Genomic DNA, 20,594 nt, shown 5'->3' with positions numbered 1-20,594 from the left:
AGCCCACCGCGTCGCGGACGGACCGTCCCCGTCACCGAGTCGGTCGTGACTGCCCGTCATGTGCCCTCCGTACCGGGCGCGTCCACCGCCGCCCGCCTCCGGCACTGGCTGAATACGGTGTTCCGCTCACCCGGCGGACACGAGTCCGACGCGGGCCGCGCGCTTTCGGTGATCGCCGCCCCCTCGCGCCGGCACCGCGTCCGAAGGACACTTGCATGCCTGGGAGTCACCGAGGGAGTTGCCGCCGGAGGGGGACGCGACATGCGGGACGGTCATCGGGCGGAGGCGGAGCGGCTGCTGCGGCGCGCCGTGGAGGAGGAGGTGCGGCGCTCGGGCGGGCGCACCGACGGGAACGTGCTGCTGTCGCGGGCCCGCGGGGCCCTGGACGCGATGGCCGAGACGGCCGCCGAGGAGTACGAGGCCTACGTCCGCGCCCTCGACGAGGCGTCGGCGGGCCGGCTCACCTTCCGGCAGCGCTACGCCCAAGAGGGCGGCGGCACTCCCCTGCTGGTGGCCGCCGTCGCGGCGGTCGCGGCGGTCGTCGCCGACGTCGCGCTCGGCACCGGCACGGGCACGGCGGTGGGCGCGGGAGTGGCCGTCGGGGTCGTCGGCGCCGCGGCGACCGTGGTGAAGGTGGCCGGGTCCCACGTGCCGGCCGCGCACCACCGCGCCGGGGCCGCCGGGCAGCCCGGCGGGCCCGAGCAGTTGCGGCTGCAGTGGCTGACGGCGCTGGAGGTGCGCGGCATCCGCCCGTTCCTGGACCAGCAGCGGATGCTCGCCGCGTCCACCGGTCCGAAGAAGACCGGACCGAAGCTGCGGGGCGCCGACAAGAGCGCCGCGGCCCGGGGGCGCAGCGCCCTGGAGCAGTCGTTCGGGCAGCTCCCCGAGCCGGGGGGCGCCTTCGCGGGCCGGCGGCAGGAGATGGCGCGGCTGCGGCAGTGGGTGCGGGCGGCCCGCGCGAGCACGGAGACCAGAGCGACGGTGGTGGTCCTGCACGGGGCGCCCGGCAGCGGCCGTACGACGCTCGCGGTGCGGGCCGCGCACGAGCTGCGGGACCACTTCCGCGGGGCGTGCGTGGTCGATCTGCGCGGGGACGGCGCCTCGTCGGGCGGCGAGGCGCCGCTGAGCACCCGGGACGCCCTGCTGCACCTGCTGAACCGGCTCGGGGCACCCCGCGAGCAGCTCCTGTTCCGCGAACGCTCCTCGGCGGACCAGCAGGTCAAACGGCTGAGCGAGCTGTACCACCAGCATCTGACGGGCGTGCCGGTCACCGTCGTCCTGGACGACGCCCGCGACCCCGAGCAGGTGCGCGCGCTGGTGCCCGAGCGGTCGGACAGCCTGGTGCTGGTCACCGCGCGCGAGGCGCTGGACCTGCCGCCCGACCTGCCGGCGCGGGTGTTCCGGCTGCCGGTGGAGCCGCTGGACGCGGCCGGCGCGGAGGAACTGCTCGGCGCCGTCGCCCAGGACGCGTCGGGGCCCTACGACGCCGAGTCCGCCGAGCGGATCCGGCAGCTGTGCGGCGGGCTGCCGCTGGCGCTGCGCGTCGCGGGCTCCTCGCTGGGCCCGCGCTCACCGCGCCGGCTGGCCGCCGACCTGGGCGCGTACGGCCCGGTGGAGCCGGTCGAGCGGGCGCTGTGGCTGCGCTACACCGACCAGTCGGAACCGGCCCGGCGGCTGCTGCGGCGCCTGGCGCTGGCGGGGCGCACCTCGCTGGGCGCCGCCGCTGCCGCCGCGCTGCTGGCCACCGACGAGACGGAGGCGGCGCGGCAGCTGGCGGCCCTGTCGGACGCGGGGCTGCTCGATCACGTCCGGGGCAGCCGCTACCGGCTGCACGACGTGGTGCGGGCCTTCGCCGGGGCCCGCCTCCGCGACGAGGAGGAGCCGGCGCAGACCGTGGCGGCGCAGGAACGGCTGATCGCGAACTACGCCGAGCTGGCCGACTCGGTGCTGCGGCTCGTGGACGGCAACGTGTCGACCCGCTCGGACCGGTTCGGGCAGCACGGCTTCACGTCCCTGGAGGAGGCGCTGCGCTGGCTGGACGACGAGTCGAGCTTCATCACGGCGACGCTGCGGCACACGGAGGGCGTCGGCCAGGGCGCGGTGCTGAACCTGCTGGGCGCGCTGTGCGACTACTGCCTGCTGCGGGGCGACCTGTACCGGCTGGGTGAGATCAGCGAGCTGGCGCAGTCCGTGGACCAGGGGCTGCTGGTGCGCTCCGTGCAGTGGCGCACCGGTATCGCGGCCCGGCAGCTCGGCGAGCTGGACAAGGCGCGGACCACGCTCACCTCGGTGGTCGACCTGTACCGGGAGGCCCATCACGACGCGGGGGCGGCGCGTGCCCTGTGCTCGCTCGGCATCACGCTGCACCACCAGGGCAGCCTGACCGAGGCGGCGGCGAAGCTGCGGGAGGCGCTGGACCTCCAGGCCCCGCCCGAGCTGGCCGCGGACCGGGCGTGGACCCTGCACGCGCTGGCGGCCGTGCAGCGGGACCGGGCCCGGCCGGCGGAGGCCCTGGAGCTGCTCACCGAGTCACTGGTCCTGCACCGCGCGGGCGAGTCGGTGCACGGCCAGGCGTGGGCCCACTTCCAGCTCGGCCAGCTGCGGCTGCGGATGGGCGACGTGCCCCGGGCCCGGACCGAGCTGCGGACCGCCCTGGAGCTGTACGGCCGTACCCAGGACGCCCGCGGCGAGGCCTGGGCGCTGACCCAGCTGGCGCGGGCGCGGCTGACGGACGGCGACGCCCCGGAGGCGGCCGAGGAGCTGCGGCGGGCGGCGGCCCGCCACCGCGAGAACGAGGACGCGCGCGGCGAGGCGTGGAGCGTCTACTACCTGGGGCAGGCCCTCGAGGAGACCGGCGACCTGGACCGGGCGGTCCGCGAGCTGGAACGCTCGCGCACGATGTTCTCGCGGATGCGGGACGTGTACGGCCTGGCCTGCGCCCGGCACCATTCGGCGCGGGTGACCCGCGACCAGCGGGCCGCCCTGACGGGTTCGCTCAGGAACTCGGGGTTTGCCCGCCAGCTCCTCGTCGACGCGCGCGCCGACTTCCAGCGCATCGGCGTCGGCCACGGGGAGGCGTGGACGTGCCTGGAGCTGGCCGTCGTGGACGCCGGCAACGCCCGCGCGCCGCAGGCGCTGGCGCTGTGCGACGAGGCGGCGGAGCTGTTCGCGGCGTACGGCGACCGGCGCGGCGAGGACTGGGCCCGCTTCCTGCGCTGCACCCTGCTGCCGTACGCCGCCCCCGGCGGTGTGGAGATCGGTACGGCGGTGGCGCAGGAGGAGCTGGCCCGGCTGTCCCGCGCCCGGCATCCGGCACGCGACGCGAAGCTGGACGACTGCGTGGAGACGTACCGGCTCCTGCTGGAGCGGGGCGTGCGGCTGGAGGACGGGTGGCAGGCCTGGCGCCTCGGCATGGTCCCGGACCGGCACGCGCGCGAGGTGATGGGCGTGGCGGTGACGGCGGGGCACTGAGCCACGGGCACCGCCGGTCCGGGCACCGCCGGAGCGGGCACCGCCGGAGCGGGCACCGGGCCGGAGCGGCACGGCCGCCGGCCCGGCCCCGGGCCGGACGTCCCGGGGGCGGGTGTGCCGGGTCAGCCCCGCTGGGGCTCGGCCCGGCCGGAGGTCTTGCCGGTCCCGCCGCCGGAGGCACCGGCCTCCGGGTCCTGGGCCTCCTTGAAGTCGACCCTGCCCATGTGCCGGTTCATGGACTTCATCAGACCCCACACCGCCAGGGCCATCACCGCGAAGACGATGAAGCCGAGGACGCCGGGGGTGACCTTGTCCTCGTCGATCTCGGCGAGGGTGACGAGGTGCGTCATTGCCAGGCTTGCGCTTGCGCTCATGTCAGGCATTGTCCCGGATGCCCGCGAAGAGGTCGTCCTCGGGGAGGGAAGTGTCCACGAGGGACTTCGCGAGCTCGTACTCCTCGGTGGGCCAGACCTCCTTCTGGAGCTCCATCGGCACCCGGAACCACCCGCCGTCCGGGTCGATCTGCGTGGCGTGCGCGATCAGCGCCTTGTCACGGATCTCGAAGAAGTCGGCGCAGGGCACGTGCGTGGTGAGCGTGCGCTCCTTGCGCTCGAACTCCGACCAGCGCTTGAGCCAGTCCCCGTACGGCGACTCCAGGCCGCGCTCCAGCATGGCGTTGTGCAGCGCCTCGGTGCGGGGGCGGTTGAAGCCCTGGTTGTAGTACACCTTCAGCGGCTGGTACGCCGGGCCGTACTCGCTCTCCGGGTACTTCTCGGTGTCGGCCGCGCCCTCGAAGGCCACCATCGTGATCTTGTGGGTCATGATGTGGTCGGGGTGCGGGTAGCCGCCGTTCTCGTCGTAGGTGGTGATCACCTGGGGGCGGAAGGAGCGGATCTTGCGCACCAGCTCACCGGCCGCCTTGTCGACGTCCTCCAGGGCGAAGCAGCCCTCCGGCAGCGGCGGCAGCGGGTCGCCCTCGGGCAGGCCGGAGTCGACGAAGCCGAGCCACTCCTGCTTGACGCCCAGGATCTCCCGGGCCTCGTCCATCTCCTTCCTGCGCACCTCGTGGATGTTCTCCTCGATGTACGCGTCACCCTGCAGCTTGGGGTTGAGGATGGAGCCGCGCTCCCCGCCCGTGCAGGTCACCACCAGCACGTCCACCCCCTCGGACACGTACTTCGCCATGGTGGCCGCGCCCTTGCTCGACTCGTCGTCGGGGTGGGCGTGGACGGCCATCAGTCGCAGCTGGTCAGTCAAGACTCGATCCTCGGTTAAGTCGGCGCCCCGGTGTCCCTCGGCGCGTTCGGCGGCTTCTATAGTGACCGAATCGGAGGGTGAATAATTCCGGAGTCAGACTCCGGGGCCCTTTTCGGGACATCCGTCCCGCTCCTGCCGAGAGGACGATCATGAGCACGGCGACCACGAGAGCGCCCGAGGACCGGTACGGCCGCTCCTCGGACGAACGGTCCGACCGCACCCTCAAGGTCGTCGGCGCCGTGCTCGGCGCCGTGCTGCTCGCGGTGATCGGCTGGTTCGGCTACCACTACGTCGGCCAGAACGAGATCAGCGCCGAGGTGATCGGCTTCGAGACCGCCGAGAACGCGGTGCGGGTGCACCTGGAGGTCCGCAAGGACGCCGGGACCGCCGGCTACTGCACGATGCGCTCCCGGTCCGAGGACGGCGACGAGGTGGGCCGGGCCGACTTCCGCTTCGACGGCGACGCCACGCGTATCGACAAGGTCGTCACGCTGCGCACGAAGGCCCGCGGCACGTCGGCCGAGCTGCTCGGCTGCCACCCGGAGTGACACCCCCGGGTATCCGTCCGCGCCGACCTGCGCCGACGAGGAACTAGTGGCTTATGTCCTCCCTCTTTGGCCATTGAATTGTTAGGCTCGTGGTTTCGCCCTTCCGTGGAGGAACATCCTTCTGGGTAGGGCGTTGCTTTGTATTCCCAGTACCGACGAGGAGCACCTGTGACCCAGACCAGCGAGAACGTCACCTGGCTGACCCAGGAGGCGTACAACAAGCTCAAGGAGGAGCTTGCGTACCTTACTGGTCCCGCGCGCACCGAGATCTCTGCCAAGATCGCCGCGGCGCGCGAGGAGGGGGACCTGCGCGAGAACGGCGGGTACCACGCGGCCAAGGAGGAGCAGGGCAAGCAGGAGCTCCGTGTGCGCCAGCTGACCCAGCTCCTCGAGAGCGCCAAGGTGGGCGAGGCCCCCGCCGCGGACGGCGTGGTGGCCCCCGGCATGGTCGTCACGATCGCCTTCGACGGCGACGAGGACGACACGCTGACCTTCCTGCTCGCCTCGCGCGAGTACGCGAGCTCGGACATCGAGACCTACTCGCCGCAGTCCCCCCTGGGCTCCGGCGTCAACGGCCACAAGGTCGGCGAGAACGCGGAGTACGAGCTGCCGAACGGCAAGACGGCCTCCGTGAAGATCCTCAAGGCCGAGCCCTACAACGGCTGACCCCGGCCCGGCCGGCGCGTCCGGCCTCCCCTGCCGTCGACGAAGCCCCCGGCGTCCTCGTGACGCCGGGGGCCTCGTCGTCCCGGTTCCCGCCGTCTCAGGCGCCGGCCCTGCGGGCGGTCTGCCGCCGGGCCTCCTCGGGGTCCGGCCCGGCGGCCGCCCTCTTCAGCGCCTCGATCTCCTCCAGGGTGGTCACGCGCGTGCGCCTGCGGGTGACGCGCGTGACCGGCTTCTCCTCCACCGGGGCGGTGACCGCCTTCCCTGCGGCCGGCGCGCTGTCGCCGGCGTCCCCCAGCAGGGCCTCCAGCGGCGCGGCGCACGTCTCGCACAGGTCCCTGCCGACGGACCGGCCGTCGTCCGCCTTGATCTCATAGGTCCTGGCGGGAGTGCGCCGGTCGTTGTCGCACACGACGATCTGGATCTTCACGCCTGCTCCCCGTACATGTCCCTCACGCGCCTCGCGGCGTGACGGTGTGCAAGTTTGTCAAGATCACGAGGCGATGGAAGTGTAAGCGCTCCAGGGACGGCGAGGGCGGGCCGGACCACCGGAACAGGAAGAGGGCATGGCCAAGCGCAAGATCGTCGACGAGGGTGAGGTCATCCGCTGGTTCGAGCAGGGATGGACCTACCAGCAGATGACCGACGAGTACAAGAGGAAGTACGGCATCGACACCGTCTCCTCGATGTGGGGGAACTTCCGCTACCGCAAGGGTCTGAACAGGCGGATCGCGAGGGACGACGACCTGATCCCGTGGGCCATGAGGCCCGAGCACCGGCAGCTCTACCCGGTCGCGATGCTGCGGGTGGAAGGCCGGCGCCGCGCCGGCATGCCGCTGGACGAGGACCGGCTCACCCGGCTGGCGTCCTGGAAGGCGATGCTGGAGGAGGAGAACGCGGTCGTGCACTACGACCCGGAGACGGCAGAGGGTTTCTTCTACGTCCCCCGGGAACCGCAGGACGACGACATCATCCGCCGGCCGCCGCGGAAGACCACCCGGCGCCGCAACGCCGACGAGCGCAAGGGCCGGCCGTGACACTTCCCCACCCACCGCCGGCGAGGGGCGCGCCCCCGCCCGTCCGGACGCCGGGGAGCATCTCCGGCAGGGTCACGCGGCCTGTCCCGGGCCGTCCCCGCGCGGCCGGGTGACGGCGTGGCGAAAGACGTCGGGGGCACGGAGCCGGCGCCGCCCCGGCTCCGTGCCCCGCGCCGGCCGGTCCCCGGTCGGGCGCTAGCCGTCGGCCGAGCGGTACTTGCGCACCGCCAGCGTCCGGAAGACCGCGATGATCAGGACGGACCAGAGCACCGAGGCCCAGACGGGGTGCTGCATGGGCCAGGCGTCGGACCGCACGACGCCCGGATTGCCGAACAGTTCCCGGCAGGCCTGCACCGTGGCGCTGAACGGGTTCCACTCGGCGATGTGCCGGAGCCAGGGGGTCATCTGACCGGAGTCCACGAAGGCGTTCGACACGAACGTCACGGGGAACAGCCAGATGATCCCTCCGGAGGTCGCCGCCTCCGGGGTCTGCACGGACAGGCCGATCAGCGCTCCGATCCAGGTGAAGGCGTACCCCAGGAGGAGCAGCAGGCCGAAGCCGGCCAGGACCCGTCCGGCGTCGGTCGGCGCCGCGGACCCGGGGCGCCACCCCACGATCAGCGCGACGACCGCGAGGACGAGCAGCGTGATCGCCGTCTGCACCAGGTCGGCGACCGTCCGGCCGGTCAGCACCGCGCCGCGGGCCATCGGCAGGGAGCGGAAGCGGTCGACCAGCCCCTTCTGCATGTCGTCGGCGATGCCGGCCGCCGATCCCGCGGTGGCGAAGGTGACGGTCTGCGCGAAGATGCCCGCCATCAGGAAGTCCTTGTAGACGTCCGGGTCGGTGGTGTTCCCGATCTGCATCGAGCCGCCGAAGACGTACGTGAAGAGGACCACGAACATCACCGGCTGGATGATCCCGAAGAGGACCATCTCGGGGATCCTGGTCATCCGGATCAGGTTCCTGCGGGCGATGACCAGGGAGTCGGCCATCATGCTCACTTGGTGACCTCCTTCTCCTGCCGGTGACCGGCGTCCCCCTGCGGGCGGCCGTCCCCCTCCGCGGGGCCGTCCGCCTCCACCGGGGCCTTCGCCTCGTCCCCCGCCTCGGCCGCGTGACCGGTGAGGGAGAGGAAGACGTCGTCGAGGGTGGGGCGGCGCAGGCCGATGTCGTCGATCTCGATGCCGCGGGTGTCGAGTTCGCGGATGACCTCGGCGAGCAGCTTGGCGCCGCCGGTCACGGGCACGGTCAGCTTGCGCATGTGCTCCTCGACCGTCGTGTCGCCCTTGCCGAAGCCGCGCAGCACCTCCGACGCGGTGCGGATGTGCCCGCGCTCGTGCACGACCACTTCGACGCGCTCGCCGCCGATACGGGCCTTGAGCTGGTCGGAGGTGCCCTTGGCGATGACCCGGCCGCGGTCGACCACCGCGATGTCGTGCGCGAGGTGGTCGGCCTCCTCCAGGTACTGGGTGGTCAGCAGCAGCGTCGTGCCGCCGGAGACGAGCTGCTTGATGACGTCCCACAGCTGCTGGCGGTTGCGCGGGTCCAGGCCCGTCGTCGGCTCGTCCATGAACATCACGGGCGGTGACACGACGAGGGCCGCCGCGAGGTCGAGCCGGCGGCGCATGCCTCCCGAGTAGGTCTTGGCGGGGCGGTCGCCGGCGTCCACGAGGTGGAACTGCTCCAGCAGCTCGGCCGCCCGGCGCTTCGCCTCCTTGGCGCGCATCTGGTACAGCCGGCCGACCATCTGCAGGTTCTCCCGGCCGGTCAGGTACTCGTCGACCGCGGCGAACTGGCCGGAGAGCCCGATCGAGCGACGTACCGCGTCGGGCTGCTCCAGCACGTCGAGGCCGGCGACGACGGCCTTGCCGCTGTCGGGCCGCAGCAGGGTGGTCAGGCAGCGGACGGCGGTGGTCTTGCCCGCGCCGTTCGGCCCGAGCAGGCCCAGGACCGTGCCCTCGGGGACGTCGAGGTCGACGCCGTCCAGAGCCCTTACGTCACCGAAGGTCTTCACCAGGCCTTCGGCATGAATGGCACCTGGCATATGAGTCTCCACGTCGTCGGGGATTCTTCGGGAAGCCTAGGATCGTGCGGTTTCTTCCGCTTGTTCTTCCGCCAGTTCTTCCACCGGTTCCTCCGGCACGCTCGGCCCGCCCCGCGCGTGCCGCCGGTCGCCGGGCGGCCGAATGACCGAGTGACCGAGTGGCGCGCGACACAGAGTAACGCGATGTATCGCGTGCCACAACGGAATTCTCCGAACAGGTGACGGGAGGGGAGGGAGGGACCCGGCCCGGCTCAGCCGATGACCGGGTAGCCCGCGTCCCGCAGCGCGCGGCCGACCTCGGCGCAGTGCTCCGGGCCCTTCGTCTCCAGGTGCAGCTCGACCTCCGCCTCGGTCAGCCCGAGCCGCGGGTCGGTCCGGACGTGGCTCACGTCCAGCACGTTCGCGTCCACCACCGACAGCACCCCGAGCAGCGTGGCGAGGGCGCCCGGCCGGTCCGTCAGCCGCAGGCGGACCGCCAGGTAGCGGCCCTGCGCGGCCATGCCGTGCCGCAGCACGCCCTGCATCAGCACCGGGTCCACGTTGCCCCCGGACAGCACCGCCACCACCGGGCCCTCGAAGGCGCCGGGATCGCTCATGAGCGCCGCCACCGGACTCGCCCCGGCCGGCTCCACGACCAGCTTGGCCCGCTCCAGGCACAGCAGCAGCGCGGCGGACAGCTCGTCCTCCGAGACCGTGCGGACCTCGTCGACCAGGTCGCCGACGATCTCGAACGGCACGTCACCGGGGCGCCCCACCCTGATGCCGTCGGCCATCGTCACCGGGTGCTCGACGGCCACCGGCCGCCCCGCGGCCAGCGAGGGCGGGTACGCCGCCGCGCCCTCCGCCTGCACGCCCACGACCCGCACGTCCGGCCGGACCGCCTTCACCGCGACCGCCGTCCCGGCCACCAGCCCGCCCCCGCCGATGCCGACCACCACGGTCCGCACCTCGGGGCACTGCTCCAGGATCTCCAGCCCGACCGTCCCCTGCCCCGCGATGACGTCGGGGTGGTCGAAGGGGTGGATGAAGACCGCGCCCGTGCGCTCCGCGTACTCCTGCGCGGCGGCCAGCGTCTCGTCGACCACCTGGCCGTGCAGGCGCACCTCGGCGCCGTAGTCCCGGGTCGCGCTGATCTTCGGCAGCGGGGCGCCCTTGGGCATGAACACCGTCGCGTGCACCCCGAGCAGCGAGGACGCCAGCGCCACCCCCTGCGCGTGGTTGCCCGCGCTGGCCGCGACGACTCCGGCGGCCCGCTCCTCGGGCAGCAGCCCGGCGATCCTGACGTACGCGCCGCGCAGCTTGAACGAACCCGTCCGCTGGAGGTTCTCGCACTTGAGGTGCACCGGCGCCCCGACCAGCTGCGACAGGTACCGGCTGCCCTCCATCGCCGTCACCCGCGCCACGCCCGAGAGCATCTTCCGGGCTCCGCGCACGTCGTCGAGGGTGACGGGTCGGACAGCGGCGGCGGTGCTGTAGCTCATGCCCTCAGCATCGCAGTTCACGGGCGCGGACGACCGTTGTGACCAACCTCCGAGACCCGCTTTGCGCAGCGGCGGTACGTCTCGCCGCCCGGCCGCGTACCCTGTCCCCCAATCAGCAGCCCTCCACGAAGTGAGCCCCCGGCCATGCCCACAACGCCCGAGATGTCGATGGACATGACGACCGCCGGTGACACCGGTCTTCTCGAGACGCTCCAGCACGAGGTGGCGCTCTTCGCCCGCCGGGCGGAACAGACCCGGCTCGGCGGGGTCGGGCAGGTCCGCAACTCCATGGACCGCGCCGCCTACCTGCTCCTCAACCGCCTGGACAAGGAGGGCCCGATGGGGGTCAAGGCCCTTGCCGCGAGCATGGGGATCGACTCCTCGACGGTCACCCGGCAGGTGGCCCCGCTCGTCGACAACGGGCTCGTCAAGCGGACCTCGCACCCCGAGGACGGGCGCGCGGTGGTGCTCGAGCTGTCCCCGCGCGGTGTCTCGCGGCTGGACGAGGTGCGGTCCTCGCGGCGTCAGCTGATGGCCGAGCTGACCCACGACTGGGCGCCGGAGGAGCGCGAGGCGTTCTGCACGCTCCTCACGCGCTTCAACAGCGCCCTGTCCGCCCGTACGGGTGGACAGGGCGCGGCGGGCCCGGAGTCGTCGGCCTCCTGAGCCCGCCCGCCCCCGGGTCCGCGGGGCCCCGCCGGGCTTTCCCGGGCGGACGGCGCCGCACTCTTGACCGGCGGGCCGGCCCTGGCCTGATATGAGACCGGGCCCCCGGCGCACGCGGCCGGCACACGCTCACGCGCGCGACGGGTGCCCCTGTCCTCGACGAGGCCACGGGTGTCGCCCACCAGGCGGGAGGCGCGGTGCGAGAACGGCATGCGGTCCGAGACGCCCGCCGGACCCGGGAGTTCGAGGCCTTCGTCGCGGGCGCGGCGGGGAGGCTGCTGCATTCCGCCACCCTGCTCACGGCCGAGCTCCCGGACGACAACCCGCGCGCGCGGCGCCTGCTGGCGCTGTCCCTGGCCCACGCGTACGCGTGCTGGGACGGGCTGCGCGGCGAGGACCCCTACGACCGCGCCCGCCAGTACCTGGCCACCCGGTTCGCCCGTGAGGCCTGGCACCGTCACCGCGGCGCCCTCGGCCGCCTCCGCCGGCGCCCCGGCGGGGCCCTCGGCGGGCTCGCCCCGCAGGAGCGCCTGGTCCTGGTGCTCAGGCTGTACGAGGGGGTCGCCGAGGAACAGGTGGCGGCTCTGCTGGCGCTGCCCGTGGAACGCGTGCGGACGGTCCACGACCGGGCGGTGGCCGCCCTGCTGCATCCGCCGCCGGAGCCCGTCCGCCGGATCGCGAAGGCGGCGGCGCCGTGACCGGCACGCGCGCGTGGGGATGCGGGAGGCGCCGGTGAACCGGCTCGAACGGGAGGCCGCCGTGCGGCGGATCATGGAGCAGTCGCCGCCGCGGGTGCCGCCCGAGCTGTACGCGGACGCCCTGCGCCGCGGCAGCCGGATGCTGCGGCGCAGGACCGCCGCCCGCCGTCTGATGTGGCTGGTGCTGTGCGCCGCGGCCGTGGCGTTCACGGTGTGGGCGCTGACCGTCCGGCCCTGGGCGGAGCCGCCGTCGGGGACGACCCCGCCCGTGACGGGCTGGGAGGGCTGGTGAGCCCGGCGGACTAGCCGAGCGCCTGCTGGAGGTCCTCCAGGAGGTCGTCGGCGTTCTCGATGCCGACCGACAGACGCACCAGGTCGGCGGGCACCTCCAGGGCCGAACCGGCGGCGGAGGCGTGCGTCATCCGGCCGGGGTGCTCGATCAGCGACTCGACGCCGCCCAGGGACTCGCCGAGCGTGAACACCTTCGCGCGGTTGCAGACCTCGACGGCCGCCTCCTCGCCGCCCTCGACGCGGAAGGAGACCATGCCGCCGAACGCCCTCATCTGCTTGGCGGCGACCTCGTGCCCCGGGTGGTCCGGCAGCCCCGGGTACAGCACGCTCGTCACGCGCGCGTGCCGGGTGAGCATCTCGGCGACCTTGCCGGCGTTCTCGCTGTGCCGGTCCATGCGCACCGCGAGCGTCTTGGTGCCGCGCAGCACCAGCCAGGAGTCGAAGGGGCCGGCGACGGCGCCCATCGCGTTCTGGTGGAAGGCCAGCTCCTCGCCGAGCTCCTGGTCGTTCACGATCAGCGCACCGCCGACGACGTCCGAGTGGCCGCCCATGTACTTGGTCAGGGAGTGCACGACGACGTCCGCGCCGAGCGCCAGCGGCTGCTGGAGGTACGGCGTGGCGAAGGTGTTGTCGACGACGAGCCGGGCGCCGACGTCCCGGGCGACCTGGGCGACGGCCGCGACGTCGGTGATGCCGAGCAGCGGGTTGGACGGGGTCTCCACCCACACGGCCTTGGTCCGGTCGGTGATCGCGGCCCGCACGGCGGCGGGGTCGCCGCTGTCGGCCACCGACCACTCCACGCCCCACCGGGTGGCGACCTTGGCGAAGAGCCGGAAGGTGCCGCCGTAGGCGTCGTTGGGGATGACCACGTGGTCGCCGGGGCGCAGCAGCGTGCGCAACAGGCAGTCCTCGGCCGCCAGTCCGGACGCGAACGCGAGGCCGCGGCGGCCGCCCTCCAGGGCGGCGAGGTTCTCCTCCAGCGCGGTGCGGGTCGGGTTCGCGCTGCGGCTGTACTCGTAGCCGCCGCGCAGGCCGCCGACGCCGTCCTGCTTGTAGGTCGACACCTGGTAGATCGGCGGGACGACCGCTCCGGTCAGGGGATCGGCGGTGTTGCCCGCGTGGATCGCGAGCGTCTCGAAGTGCTGACTGATGTGCCTGTCGCTCATGAGCCCCGAGAGTAGTGCCGCGGACGGCTCCGCGCGTCCTCCCCGGGCCGGGGCACAGGTTGGCCAAGTGGCGGCGGCGTCTGGTTCGCTGGTGGCATGGAGATTCTCTGGGTCCTGATCGCCCTGGTCATGCTCGGCTTCGTGCTGCTCCCCGTGCTGCGGCGCCGGCAGAGCGCGGTGGGGCTGGTCCCGCCCGGCCACCCGGACGCCGCGGACCCCGCGAACTACGGCTTCGCCCGCGAGGAGGAGCTGGACGTCCGCATGCCGGGTCCCGACCAGGACCTGCTGGACGTCCTGGACCTGGTCCAGCGCACGCGGGACCACCGGGGGGCGCAGCAGCTGCTCGCCGGCACGGAGACGGAGGGCGAGCGGCGCTGGCAGCGCGTGCAGTCCTTCGCGGGCGCCGCGTCGCTGGAACTGCAGCAGCGGCCCGGCGGGACCGGCGAGGCGCCGGGCGGGCAGTGGCTGCGGGTGTGGCGGACGGAGGCCCCCAAGGACGCGGGCGGCGCGGCCGTGCACGCCGAGTTCCTGGCGCAGCAGGCGTGGCGGACGGCGACGCCGGGCACGGACGAGTTCCGGATCATCATGGAGGAGGCGAGGGCGGCGTGCGCCGAGGCGGCGCTGCTGGCCCCCGGCGACCCGGTCCCGTACATCATCGAGCTGTCGGTGGCGCGCGGCCTGGCCTACCCGCGCGAGGACTTCGAGCAGCTGTGGCTGAAGATCCTGGACCGCGCCCCGGCCCACATGGGCGCGCACCTGGCCGCCCTGCACTACTGGTGCGAGAAGTGGCACGGATCGCGTGAGCTGGCGTACTCGTTCGCGGAGGCCGCCGCGGCCCGCGCGCCCCAAGGGTCGCTGCTGGCCGCGTTGCCGCTCTTCGCGGTCTTCGAGCACCTGCCCGAGGTCAATCTGGTCAGCGGCTTCCACCAGAGCGAGGTCGTCACCAAGGCGGTCCACGGCGCCCTGCACGCGGTGCACTCGGCACGCCCCGACGACCCGATGCAGGCGCACGTGCGCCATCTGCTGGTGTTCTTCCTGGTCCGCGGCGAGCGGTGGGCGGAGGCCATGAACCAGCTGATACTCGTCGACGGCCATGTCGGCGCCCTGCCGTGGATCCTGTCCGCCGACCCGGCCGCGGAGTTCGCGGTCTACCGCGCCCTGGCGGTGGCGGGCTACGAGGCGAACGGCGGCAGCCCGGCGACGCTGCCGCACTGAGCGGTCGCCGTGGGGGCGGCCCGGCCGGAACGCCGGCCGGGCCGCCCCGGGCTCAGCCCTCGCTGCGGGAGGGCAGCCGCCATCCCGGGCGCGGGAAGTGGCAGGTGTAGCCCTCCGGGTAGCGCTGCAGGTAGTCCTGGTGCTCGGGCTCGGCCTCCCAGAAGGGGCCGACCGGCTCCACCTCGGTGACGACCTTGCCGGGCCAGAGTCCGGAGGCGTCCACGTCGGCGATCGTGTCCTCGGCGATCCGCTTCTGCTCGTCGTCGACGTAGTAGATCGCCGAGCGGTAGCTGAGGCCGATGTCGTTGCCCTGGCGGTTCTTGGTGCTCGGGTCGTGGATCTGGAAGAAGAACTCCAGGATCGCGCGGTAGTCGGTCTGCTCGGGGTCGAAGAGGATCTCGATGGCCTCCGCGTGCGTGCCGTGGTTGCGGTACGTCGCGTTCGGCACGTCACCCCCGGTGTATCCGACCCGGGTCGCGGTCACACCCGGAAGGTGGCGGATCAGCTCCTCCATCCCCCAGAAGCATCCGCCCGCCAGGACGGCCCTCTGCGTCTGCGCAGCCATTACGGCCCCTCCAAAATCGTTCGATCCGGTCGCTCGGGCCGGCCGGCTCGCACACCACCGGCGTTCCTTGCCCGCTTCCCTCAACGCGCGGGGGTTCCGCGCGATTCCGTGCCCGCCCGGCCGCTCACCGCGTCAGGGCCCAGGACGGCCGCCAGGACGGCCCCGGGGGCGGTGTCAGGGTGGCGAGGTGGTCGATGACCGCCCGGAGTCCCGGGTGCGGGTTCGTCCTCGGGAGCATGAGGGAGAGCGGGTAGGCGAGCGTCGGGCCCACGATCGGGATGCGCCGCAGGTCGTGCCGGTCCGGCCAGGTGTACCGGTCGCGCGCGCCGACGAGGGTGGCGACGTCGGCGGAGTCCGCGAGGGTGTCGAGGAGCACCTCGTCGCCGAAGTTCGGGCCGGCCGCGTCGATGCGGAGGTCGAAGGCCTCGGTGAGCTGGTCGTAGAAGTCCGCCCATTCGCTTCCGGGCGCGATGCCGGGCACCCGGATCCGCAGTCCGCGCAGCCCGGACGGTGTCAGGGTGCGCGCGGAGGCGAGCGGGTGCCGGGGGCCGACGAGGAGTTCCAGCGGGGAGTCGAAGGCGTGGATCATCCGCACGTCCGGCGGCAGCGTGGCCGGGTCGGTGACGCTGCGGAACGAGGCGTCGATCTCGCCCGCCCGGACGGCGGCGGCCGCCACGTGGGGGTCGTCGACCCTGAGGGTCACCACGTCGAGGTCGGTCCCGGGATGCGCACGCCAGTGGTCGTGCAGCACGACGGCCTGCGCGCTCCGCAGGCCGAGCACGTCGATCCGCAGGGCCCGCGAGACCGGCCGGACCGCGGTGACGGCGCGGTCGACGGCCGCGACGACGCTCCGCGCGTGCGGGAGGAACGCCTGGCCGTCCAGCGTCGGTTCGACGCCGCGGGCGGTGCGGGTGAACAGACGGACCCCCAGCTCGCGCTCCAGGGCGGCGATCCGCTTCGAGACCGCCTGCTGGGTCACGCCCAGCTCGTCGGCCGCGTGCCGCAGCTGTCCCAGCTCGGCCGCCCGGACGAAGGTGCGCACCGCCTCGGTGTCCATGGGTGCAGCCTATGCGCGTACAACCGGTGGTTGTGGCGTGCCGCGATCCGGTTGTTTGATCCCGTGCTCACGCGACCGATGTGATGGGCGCGTCCCGTCACCGGTCGTTCCCGAGGAGTCGTGCGCGTGAGTTCGGAGTCCGGTTTCCGCCGGCTGTGGTGGGCCTACGCCGTCAGCACGTACGGCACGTGGACGGCGTTCGGCGCGTTCCCGCTCATCGCGGTGCGGGTGCTGGACGCGTCGGCGTTCGCGGTCTCGGTGCTGGAGGCGGCCGGGCCCGCCGTCGCCGCGCTCGTCGCGTTCCCGCTCGGGCCGTGGGTCGAGCACCGGGCCAAGCGCCCGGTGATGGTCGCGGCGGACCTGGTCCGGTTCCTCGCGATGGCGAGCGTCCCGGCCGCGTACGTCCTCGGCCTGCTGTCCTTCGTGCAGCTGCTGGTCGTCTCGGTCGTCTCCGGGACGGCGGGCATCGCCTTCACCGCAGCGTCCGGCGCGTACCTGAAGCACCTCGTGCGCGGCGAGGGCCTCCTCGCCGCCAACGGCAGGTTCGAGGGCACCGCCTGGGTGGCGACCGCGGCCGGCCCGCCCCTCGGCGGCGCGTTCGTCGGGCTGCTCGGCCCGGTCGTCACGGTCCTGGCCGACTCCCTCAGCTATCTGCTGTCCGCGCTCGGCGTCCTGCGCATCCGCGGGGACGACGTCGCCACACCCCGCGGCCCGGCGGACCGGCCGGGCGTGGCCGGCCTCCTCGCCGGCTGGCGGTTCATCCTCGACGACCGCGTCCTGCGGCGGCTGTTCCTCAACTCGGTCCTGGTGGGCGGCCTGATCATGGCGACCGTCCCCCTCCTGGCCGTCCTGCTGCTGGGCGAGTACCGCTTCCCGGCCTGGCAGTACGGGGTCGCCTTCGGCGTCCCGGCACTCGGCGGCTTCCTGGGCGCCCGCCTCTCGCCCCGCCTGGTGCGGCGTCACGGCCGGTACCGGGTGCTGGCCGTCTCCGGCCGGCTGCGGTCCCTCTTCCCGCTGGGTCTCGCGTTCGTGGGGCCGGGTGTCCCCGGGCTCCTCACGGTGATCGCCGTCGAGGGCCTGCTGATCATCTGCATGGGCGTCTTCAACCCGGTCCACGCCACCGAACGCCTGCGACGGACCCCGACGGGCCGTGCCGCGCGCGTCATGGCCGCGTGGACCGTCAGCAGCAGACTCGCGCAGGCCGCGCTGATGCTGCTCCTCGGCGTCCTCGCGGGCCTCACCGGCGTCCGGGCCGCGATCGCCGTCTCCGGCGTCCTCCTGCTCGCGACCCCGCTGCTGCTGCCCCGCCGGGCGCATCTGTCCGACCCGGCCCCCACCGCGCCGCCGGAGGGGGTCCCGGCCGGGTGACGCACCGCCGCGCGTCGTCCGGCGGTCAGGACCTCGACGCCCTGCCGCGACGGTTGCCGGAGCACGGGGCGGCCGGGGCCGGGGCCGGTACCGGTGACCGGTCCGCCGATCTGCACGACGGGCCGTCCCCGGCGGCAGGACCGTCGCGCTCCCGCACCGGGCCGCCCCGGACGGTCCGTTCCTCCCGCGGCGGCCGCCGGCCGGTACGGTCCCGCCCCGGTGAGGGCCGCCCGAGTCCGGAAGCGGCCGAGCGCGCCCACCGGTGGGGTGGACGCGCCCGGCCCGCGGGTGTGGTCGACGGGTCAGATCGTCGCGGTGTCGATCACGAAGCGGTAGCGGACGTCGCTCGCCAGCACGCGCTCGTAGGCCTCGTTGATCTCGGCCGCGGCGATCAGCTCGATCTCGGCGCCGATGCCGTGCTCCGCGCAGAAGTCCAGCATCTCCTGGGTCTCGGCGATGCCGCCGATCATCGAGCCGGCCAGGGTCTTGTTGCCGCCGATGAGGGAGAAGAGGTTCAGCGAGACCGGCTCCTCGGGGGCGCCGACGTTCACGAGGGCGCCGCCGGTCTTCAGCAGGCCCAGGTACGCGCCGAAGTCCAGGGGCGCGGAGACGGTGGAGAGGATGAGGTCGAAGGACCCCGCCAGCTCCTCGAAGGTCTTCGGGTCGCCGGTCGCGTAGTAGTGGTCGGCGCCCAGCTTCAGGCCGTCGTCCTTCTTGCGCAGGGACTGGGACAGGACCGTCACCTCCGCGCCGAGGGCGTGCGCGATCTTGACGCCCATGTGGCCGAGGCCGCCCAGGCCGACGACGGCGACCTTCTTGCCGGGGCCCGCGCCCCAGTGCTTGAGCGGGGAGTACGTGGTGATGCCGGCGCACAGCAGCGGCGCGGCCGCGTCCAGGGGCAGCCCGTCCGGGATGCGCAGGGTGAAGGCCTCGTCGACGACGACCTTCTGCGAGTAGCCGCCGTAGGTGGGCTCGCCGTCCTTGCCGATGCCGTTGTACGTCGGGACGTTGCCGCGGACGCAGTGCTGCTCGACGCCCGCCCGGCAGTTCTCGCACTCGCCGCAGGAGTCGACCATGCAGCCGACGCCGACGTGGTCGCCGACCTTGAACTTCGTCACGCCGGAGCCGACGGCCTCGACGACGCCCGCGATCTCGTGGCCGGGGACCATCGGGAAGATGGCCTCGCCCCAGCCCTCGCGGGCCTGGTGGATGTCGGAGTGGCAGATGCCGGCGAACTTGATGTCGATCAGGACGTCGTGCTCACCCACCTCGCGCCGCTCGATGGTGGTGCGCTCCAGCGGAGCCTTGGCGGCGGGTGCGGCGTACGCGACGACAGTGGTGGTCATGCCGGAGTCTCCGGGATTCTCGTAGAGGGGTGTTCGGTCTCCACCCTGCCCCGCCCGCCGGACTCCACCCAGACCACGGTCGTGCCTACGTCCGGCGTGCCTACCACCAGCGGGGACAGGCTCCCGTGCGTACGACCGGGAATACTGGAGGGCATGGATGGACAGCTGGACCGGCGTGCCGAACTGAGCGAGTTCCTGCGCACCCGGCGGGCCCGGCTGAAGCCGCAGGACGTGGGGCTGCCGGAGTTCGGGCGGCACCGCCGGGTGCCCGGACTGCGCCGCGAGGAGCTGGCGCAGCTCGCCGGGGTGTCCGTGGCGTACTACACACGGCTCGAGCAGGGCAACGGACAGAACGTGTCGGCGGAGGTCCTGGACTCCATCGCCCGGGCGCTCAGGCTCACCGACGCCGAGCACGCCCACCTGACGCACCTCGCCAAGCCCAAGCGGCAGCGCAGGCGGGCCTCGGCGGCGCGGGCGCAGCAGCCGGTGCGGGTGGCGCTGCTGCAGCTCCTGGAGTCGATCGACACGGTGCCCGCCTATGTGACGGGCCGCCGCTCGGACATCCTCGCCTGGAACCGCATGGCCGCCGCCCTCTTCGGCGACTGGGGCGGACTGCCGGCCCAGGAGCGGAACTGGGCCCGGCTGGTCTTCCTGAACCCGGAGTACCGCGAGCTGTTCGTCGACTGGGACCAGAAGGCGTACGACATGGTCAGCTTCCTGCGCATGGACGCGGGCCGGCACCCGGACGACCCGCGGCTGTCCGCCCTGGTCGGCGAGCTGTCCGTGAAGAGCGAGGAGTTCCGGCGGCTGTGGGCCACGCACGACGTCAAGGAGAAGAGCTACGGCGTCAAGCGCATGCGGCACCCGCTGGTCGGCGACCTGACGCTGTCCTTCGAGACGTTCCGCCTGGTCGACGACGACGAGCAGGCGTTCATCACCTACCACGCCGAGCCGGGCTCCTCGTCGGCGGAGGGGCTGCGGCTGCTGGCGAGCTGGGGGAGGGACGCGGCGGCCTCGCTGACCGCGTGACCCGGCCGGCCGCGGCGCACGCCGGGGCCGGTGCCACGGGCGGCCGGTGTCACGGGGCCGCGGCCTCCAGCTCGGCGACGGTGCCCGACATGATCGTCCGGATGTGCCGGGTGATGTGCTCGACGGGCCAGTCCCACCAGGCCACGGCCAGCAGGCGGGCGGTGTCGGACGCGTCGTGGCGGGTGCGGATCAGGCGGGCGGGGTTGCCGCCGACGATGCCGTAGTCGGGCACGTCCGCGGTGACCACGGCGCCGGTGCCGATGATCGCGCCGTGCCCGATCCGTACGCCGGGCAGCACGGTCGCGCCGTGCCCGAACCAGACGTCGTTGCCGACGACGGTGTCCCCGCGGTTCGGCAGGCCGGTGAGCAGGTCGAAGTGGTCGGCCCAGGAGCCGCCCAGGGTGGGGAAGGGGAAGGTGGAGGGGCCGTCCATGCGGTGGTTGGCGCCGTTCATGAGGAAGCGCACGCCGGTGCCGAGGGCGCAGAACCTGCCGATGACCAGCTTCTCCGGACCGTAGTGGTGGAGCACGTTGCGGCTCTCGAACGCGGTCGGGTCGTCCGGGTCGTCGTAGTAGGAGTACTCCCCCACCTCGATGAGCGGCGACGTCACCAGCGGCTTGAGCTGCACGACGCGCGGCTGTCCGGGCATCGGGTGGAGCACGGTCGGGTCGGCGGGGACGAGGGGCATCGC

Annotated in this window: 21 protein-coding genes; 10 read left to right on the top strand and 11 right to left on the bottom strand. The window is 73.4% G+C overall.

What is annotated here, in order from left to right; genetic code table 11:
* Positions 1 to 261 precede the first annotated feature (261 nt).
* Entirely contained in the window at positions 262 to 3,471 is a 3,210-nt protein-coding gene (locus ACZ4V6_RS19850; RefSeq protein ID WP_467828923.1) for a tetratricopeptide repeat protein, read from the top strand.
* Positions 3,472 to 3,593: 122 nt separating this feature from the next.
* Here ACZ4V6_RS19850 and ACZ4V6_RS19845 read toward each other — a convergent pair whose 3' ends face one another.
* Both ACZ4V6_RS19845 and mca read right to left on the bottom strand, forming a co-directional pair.
* A complete protein-coding gene (locus tag ACZ4V6_RS19845; RefSeq protein WP_467828921.1) occupies positions 3,594 to 3,854 on the bottom strand; it encodes a hypothetical protein in 261 nt (86 codons plus the stop codon).
* Positions 3,847 to 4,728 (bottom strand): mycothiol conjugate amidase Mca, encoded by an 882-nt coding sequence (gene mca / locus ACZ4V6_RS19840; RefSeq protein WP_467828918.1) that lies wholly within the window; start codon positions 4,726 to 4,728, stop codon positions 3,847 to 3,849. The genes ACZ4V6_RS19845 and mca overlap by 8 nt, the downstream gene beginning before the upstream one ends.
* Before the next feature lie 149 nt (positions 4,729 to 4,877).
* Between mca and ACZ4V6_RS19835 the strand changes: the two genes are divergently transcribed.
* Entirely contained in the window at positions 4,878 to 5,276 is a 399-nt protein-coding gene (locus ACZ4V6_RS19835; RefSeq protein WP_467828916.1) for a DUF4307 domain-containing protein, read from the top strand.
* Between the two features lie 168 nt (positions 5,277 to 5,444).
* Positions 5,445 to 5,942 carry a transcription elongation factor GreA gene (gene greA / locus ACZ4V6_RS19830; protein WP_467828913.1) on the top strand — a complete coding sequence of 166 codons (498 nt, stop codon included), beginning with the start codon at positions 5,445 to 5,447 and terminating at the stop codon, positions 5,940 to 5,942.
* A 97-nt stretch (positions 5,943 to 6,039) separates the two neighbouring features.
* Here greA and ACZ4V6_RS19825 read toward each other — a convergent pair whose 3' ends face one another.
* A complete protein-coding gene (locus tag ACZ4V6_RS19825; protein WP_467828911.1) occupies positions 6,040 to 6,369 on the bottom strand; it encodes a hypothetical protein in 330 nt (109 codons plus the stop codon).
* A 136-nt stretch (positions 6,370 to 6,505) separates the two neighbouring features.
* On the opposite strand from ACZ4V6_RS19825, the gene ACZ4V6_RS19820 reads away from it, so the two are divergent.
* Positions 6,506 to 6,976 (top strand): hypothetical protein, encoded by a 471-nt coding sequence (locus tag ACZ4V6_RS19820; protein WP_467828908.1) that lies wholly within the window; start codon positions 6,506 to 6,508, stop codon positions 6,974 to 6,976.
* 195 nt (positions 6,977 to 7,171) lie between these two features.
* Here ACZ4V6_RS19820 and ACZ4V6_RS19815 read toward each other — a convergent pair whose 3' ends face one another.
* The 3 genes from ACZ4V6_RS19815 to ilvA form a co-directional block, all read right to left on the bottom strand.
* On the bottom strand, positions 7,172 to 7,969 hold the full coding sequence (locus ACZ4V6_RS19815) for an ABC transporter permease (protein ID WP_467828995.1): 798 nt from the start codon (positions 7,967 to 7,969) through the stop codon (positions 7,172 to 7,174).
* A 5-nt stretch (positions 7,970 to 7,974) separates the two neighbouring features.
* On the bottom strand, positions 7,975 to 9,021 hold the full coding sequence (locus ACZ4V6_RS19810; RefSeq protein ID WP_467828905.1) for an ATP-binding cassette domain-containing protein: 1,047 nt from the start codon (positions 9,019 to 9,021) through the stop codon (positions 7,975 to 7,977).
* Positions 9,022 to 9,272: 251 nt separating this feature from the next.
* Entirely contained in the window at positions 9,273 to 10,502 is a 1,230-nt protein-coding gene (ilvA, locus tag ACZ4V6_RS19805) for a threonine ammonia-lyase (protein ID WP_467828903.1), read from the bottom strand.
* A 162-nt stretch (positions 10,503 to 10,664) separates the two neighbouring features.
* Between ilvA and ACZ4V6_RS19800 the strand changes: the two genes are divergently transcribed.
* The 3 genes from ACZ4V6_RS19800 to ACZ4V6_RS19790 all read left to right on the top strand — a co-directional run bounded on the left by ACZ4V6_RS19800 (position 10,665) and on the right by ACZ4V6_RS19790 (position 12,158).
* The gene (locus tag ACZ4V6_RS19800; RefSeq protein ID WP_467828993.1) at positions 10,665 to 11,168 is read left to right on the top strand and encodes a MarR family winged helix-turn-helix transcriptional regulator; all 504 of its coding nucleotides are present in this window, start codon (positions 10,665 to 10,667) and stop codon (positions 11,166 to 11,168) included.
* A gap of 197 nt (positions 11,169 to 11,365) precedes the next feature.
* The gene (locus tag ACZ4V6_RS19795) at positions 11,366 to 11,866 is read left to right on the top strand and encodes a sigma factor-like helix-turn-helix DNA-binding protein (RefSeq protein WP_467828900.1); all 501 of its coding nucleotides are present in this window, start codon (positions 11,366 to 11,368) and stop codon (positions 11,864 to 11,866) included.
* Between the two features lie 34 nt (positions 11,867 to 11,900).
* Complete coding sequence (locus ACZ4V6_RS19790) at positions 11,901 to 12,158, top strand: hypothetical protein (RefSeq protein WP_467828898.1); 258 nt, start codon at positions 11,901 to 11,903, stop codon at positions 12,156 to 12,158.
* Positions 12,159 to 12,168: 10 nt separating this feature from the next.
* Here the strand turns inward: ACZ4V6_RS19790 and ACZ4V6_RS19785 are convergent, their stop codons facing one another.
* Positions 12,169 to 13,323 carry a cystathionine gamma-synthase gene (locus ACZ4V6_RS19785; protein ID WP_467828896.1) on the bottom strand — a complete coding sequence of 385 codons (1,155 nt, stop codon included), beginning with the start codon at positions 13,321 to 13,323 and terminating at the stop codon, positions 12,169 to 12,171.
* A gap of 96 nt (positions 13,324 to 13,419) precedes the next feature.
* On the opposite strand from ACZ4V6_RS19785, the gene ACZ4V6_RS19780 reads away from it, so the two are divergent.
* A complete protein-coding gene (locus tag ACZ4V6_RS19780) occupies positions 13,420 to 14,538 on the top strand; it encodes a hypothetical protein (protein ID WP_467828894.1) in 1,119 nt (372 codons plus the stop codon).
* Between the two features lie 52 nt (positions 14,539 to 14,590).
* Here ACZ4V6_RS19780 and msrA read toward each other — a convergent pair whose 3' ends face one another.
* On the bottom strand, positions 14,591 to 15,103 hold the full coding sequence (msrA, locus tag ACZ4V6_RS19775) for a peptide-methionine (S)-S-oxide reductase MsrA (RefSeq protein WP_467828891.1): 513 nt from the start codon (positions 15,101 to 15,103) through the stop codon (positions 14,591 to 14,593).
* A 124-nt stretch (positions 15,104 to 15,227) separates the two neighbouring features.
* Positions 15,228 to 16,160 (bottom strand): LysR family transcriptional regulator, encoded by a 933-nt coding sequence (locus ACZ4V6_RS19770; RefSeq protein ID WP_467828888.1) that lies wholly within the window; start codon positions 16,158 to 16,160, stop codon positions 15,228 to 15,230.
* 120 nt (positions 16,161 to 16,280) lie between these two features.
* On the opposite strand from ACZ4V6_RS19770, the gene ACZ4V6_RS19765 reads away from it, so the two are divergent.
* A complete protein-coding gene (locus tag ACZ4V6_RS19765; RefSeq protein WP_467828885.1) occupies positions 16,281 to 17,528 on the top strand; it encodes an MFS transporter in 1,248 nt (415 codons plus the stop codon).
* A 302-nt stretch (positions 17,529 to 17,830) separates the two neighbouring features.
* On the opposite strand, the gene ACZ4V6_RS19760 is transcribed toward ACZ4V6_RS19765, so the two are convergent.
* Complete coding sequence (locus tag ACZ4V6_RS19760; RefSeq protein WP_467828883.1) at positions 17,831 to 18,874, bottom strand: NAD(P)-dependent alcohol dehydrogenase; 1,044 nt, start codon at positions 18,872 to 18,874, stop codon at positions 17,831 to 17,833.
* A 153-nt stretch (positions 18,875 to 19,027) separates the two neighbouring features.
* On the opposite strand from ACZ4V6_RS19760, the gene ACZ4V6_RS19755 reads away from it, so the two are divergent.
* A complete protein-coding gene (locus ACZ4V6_RS19755; RefSeq protein ID WP_467828880.1) occupies positions 19,028 to 19,903 on the top strand; it encodes a helix-turn-helix transcriptional regulator in 876 nt (291 codons plus the stop codon).
* A gap of 49 nt (positions 19,904 to 19,952) precedes the next feature.
* On the opposite strand, the gene ACZ4V6_RS19750 is transcribed toward ACZ4V6_RS19755, so the two are convergent.
* Positions 19,953 to 20,591 (bottom strand): CatB-related O-acetyltransferase, encoded by a 639-nt coding sequence (locus tag ACZ4V6_RS19750; RefSeq protein ID WP_467828878.1) that lies wholly within the window; start codon positions 20,589 to 20,591, stop codon positions 19,953 to 19,955.
* Between the last annotated feature and the right edge of the window lie 3 nt (positions 20,592 to 20,594).

It is taken from the genome of Streptomyces sp. NPDC029152, from assembly GCF_055564355.1.
This window is presented reverse-complemented; position numbering and strand designations above follow the sequence as displayed.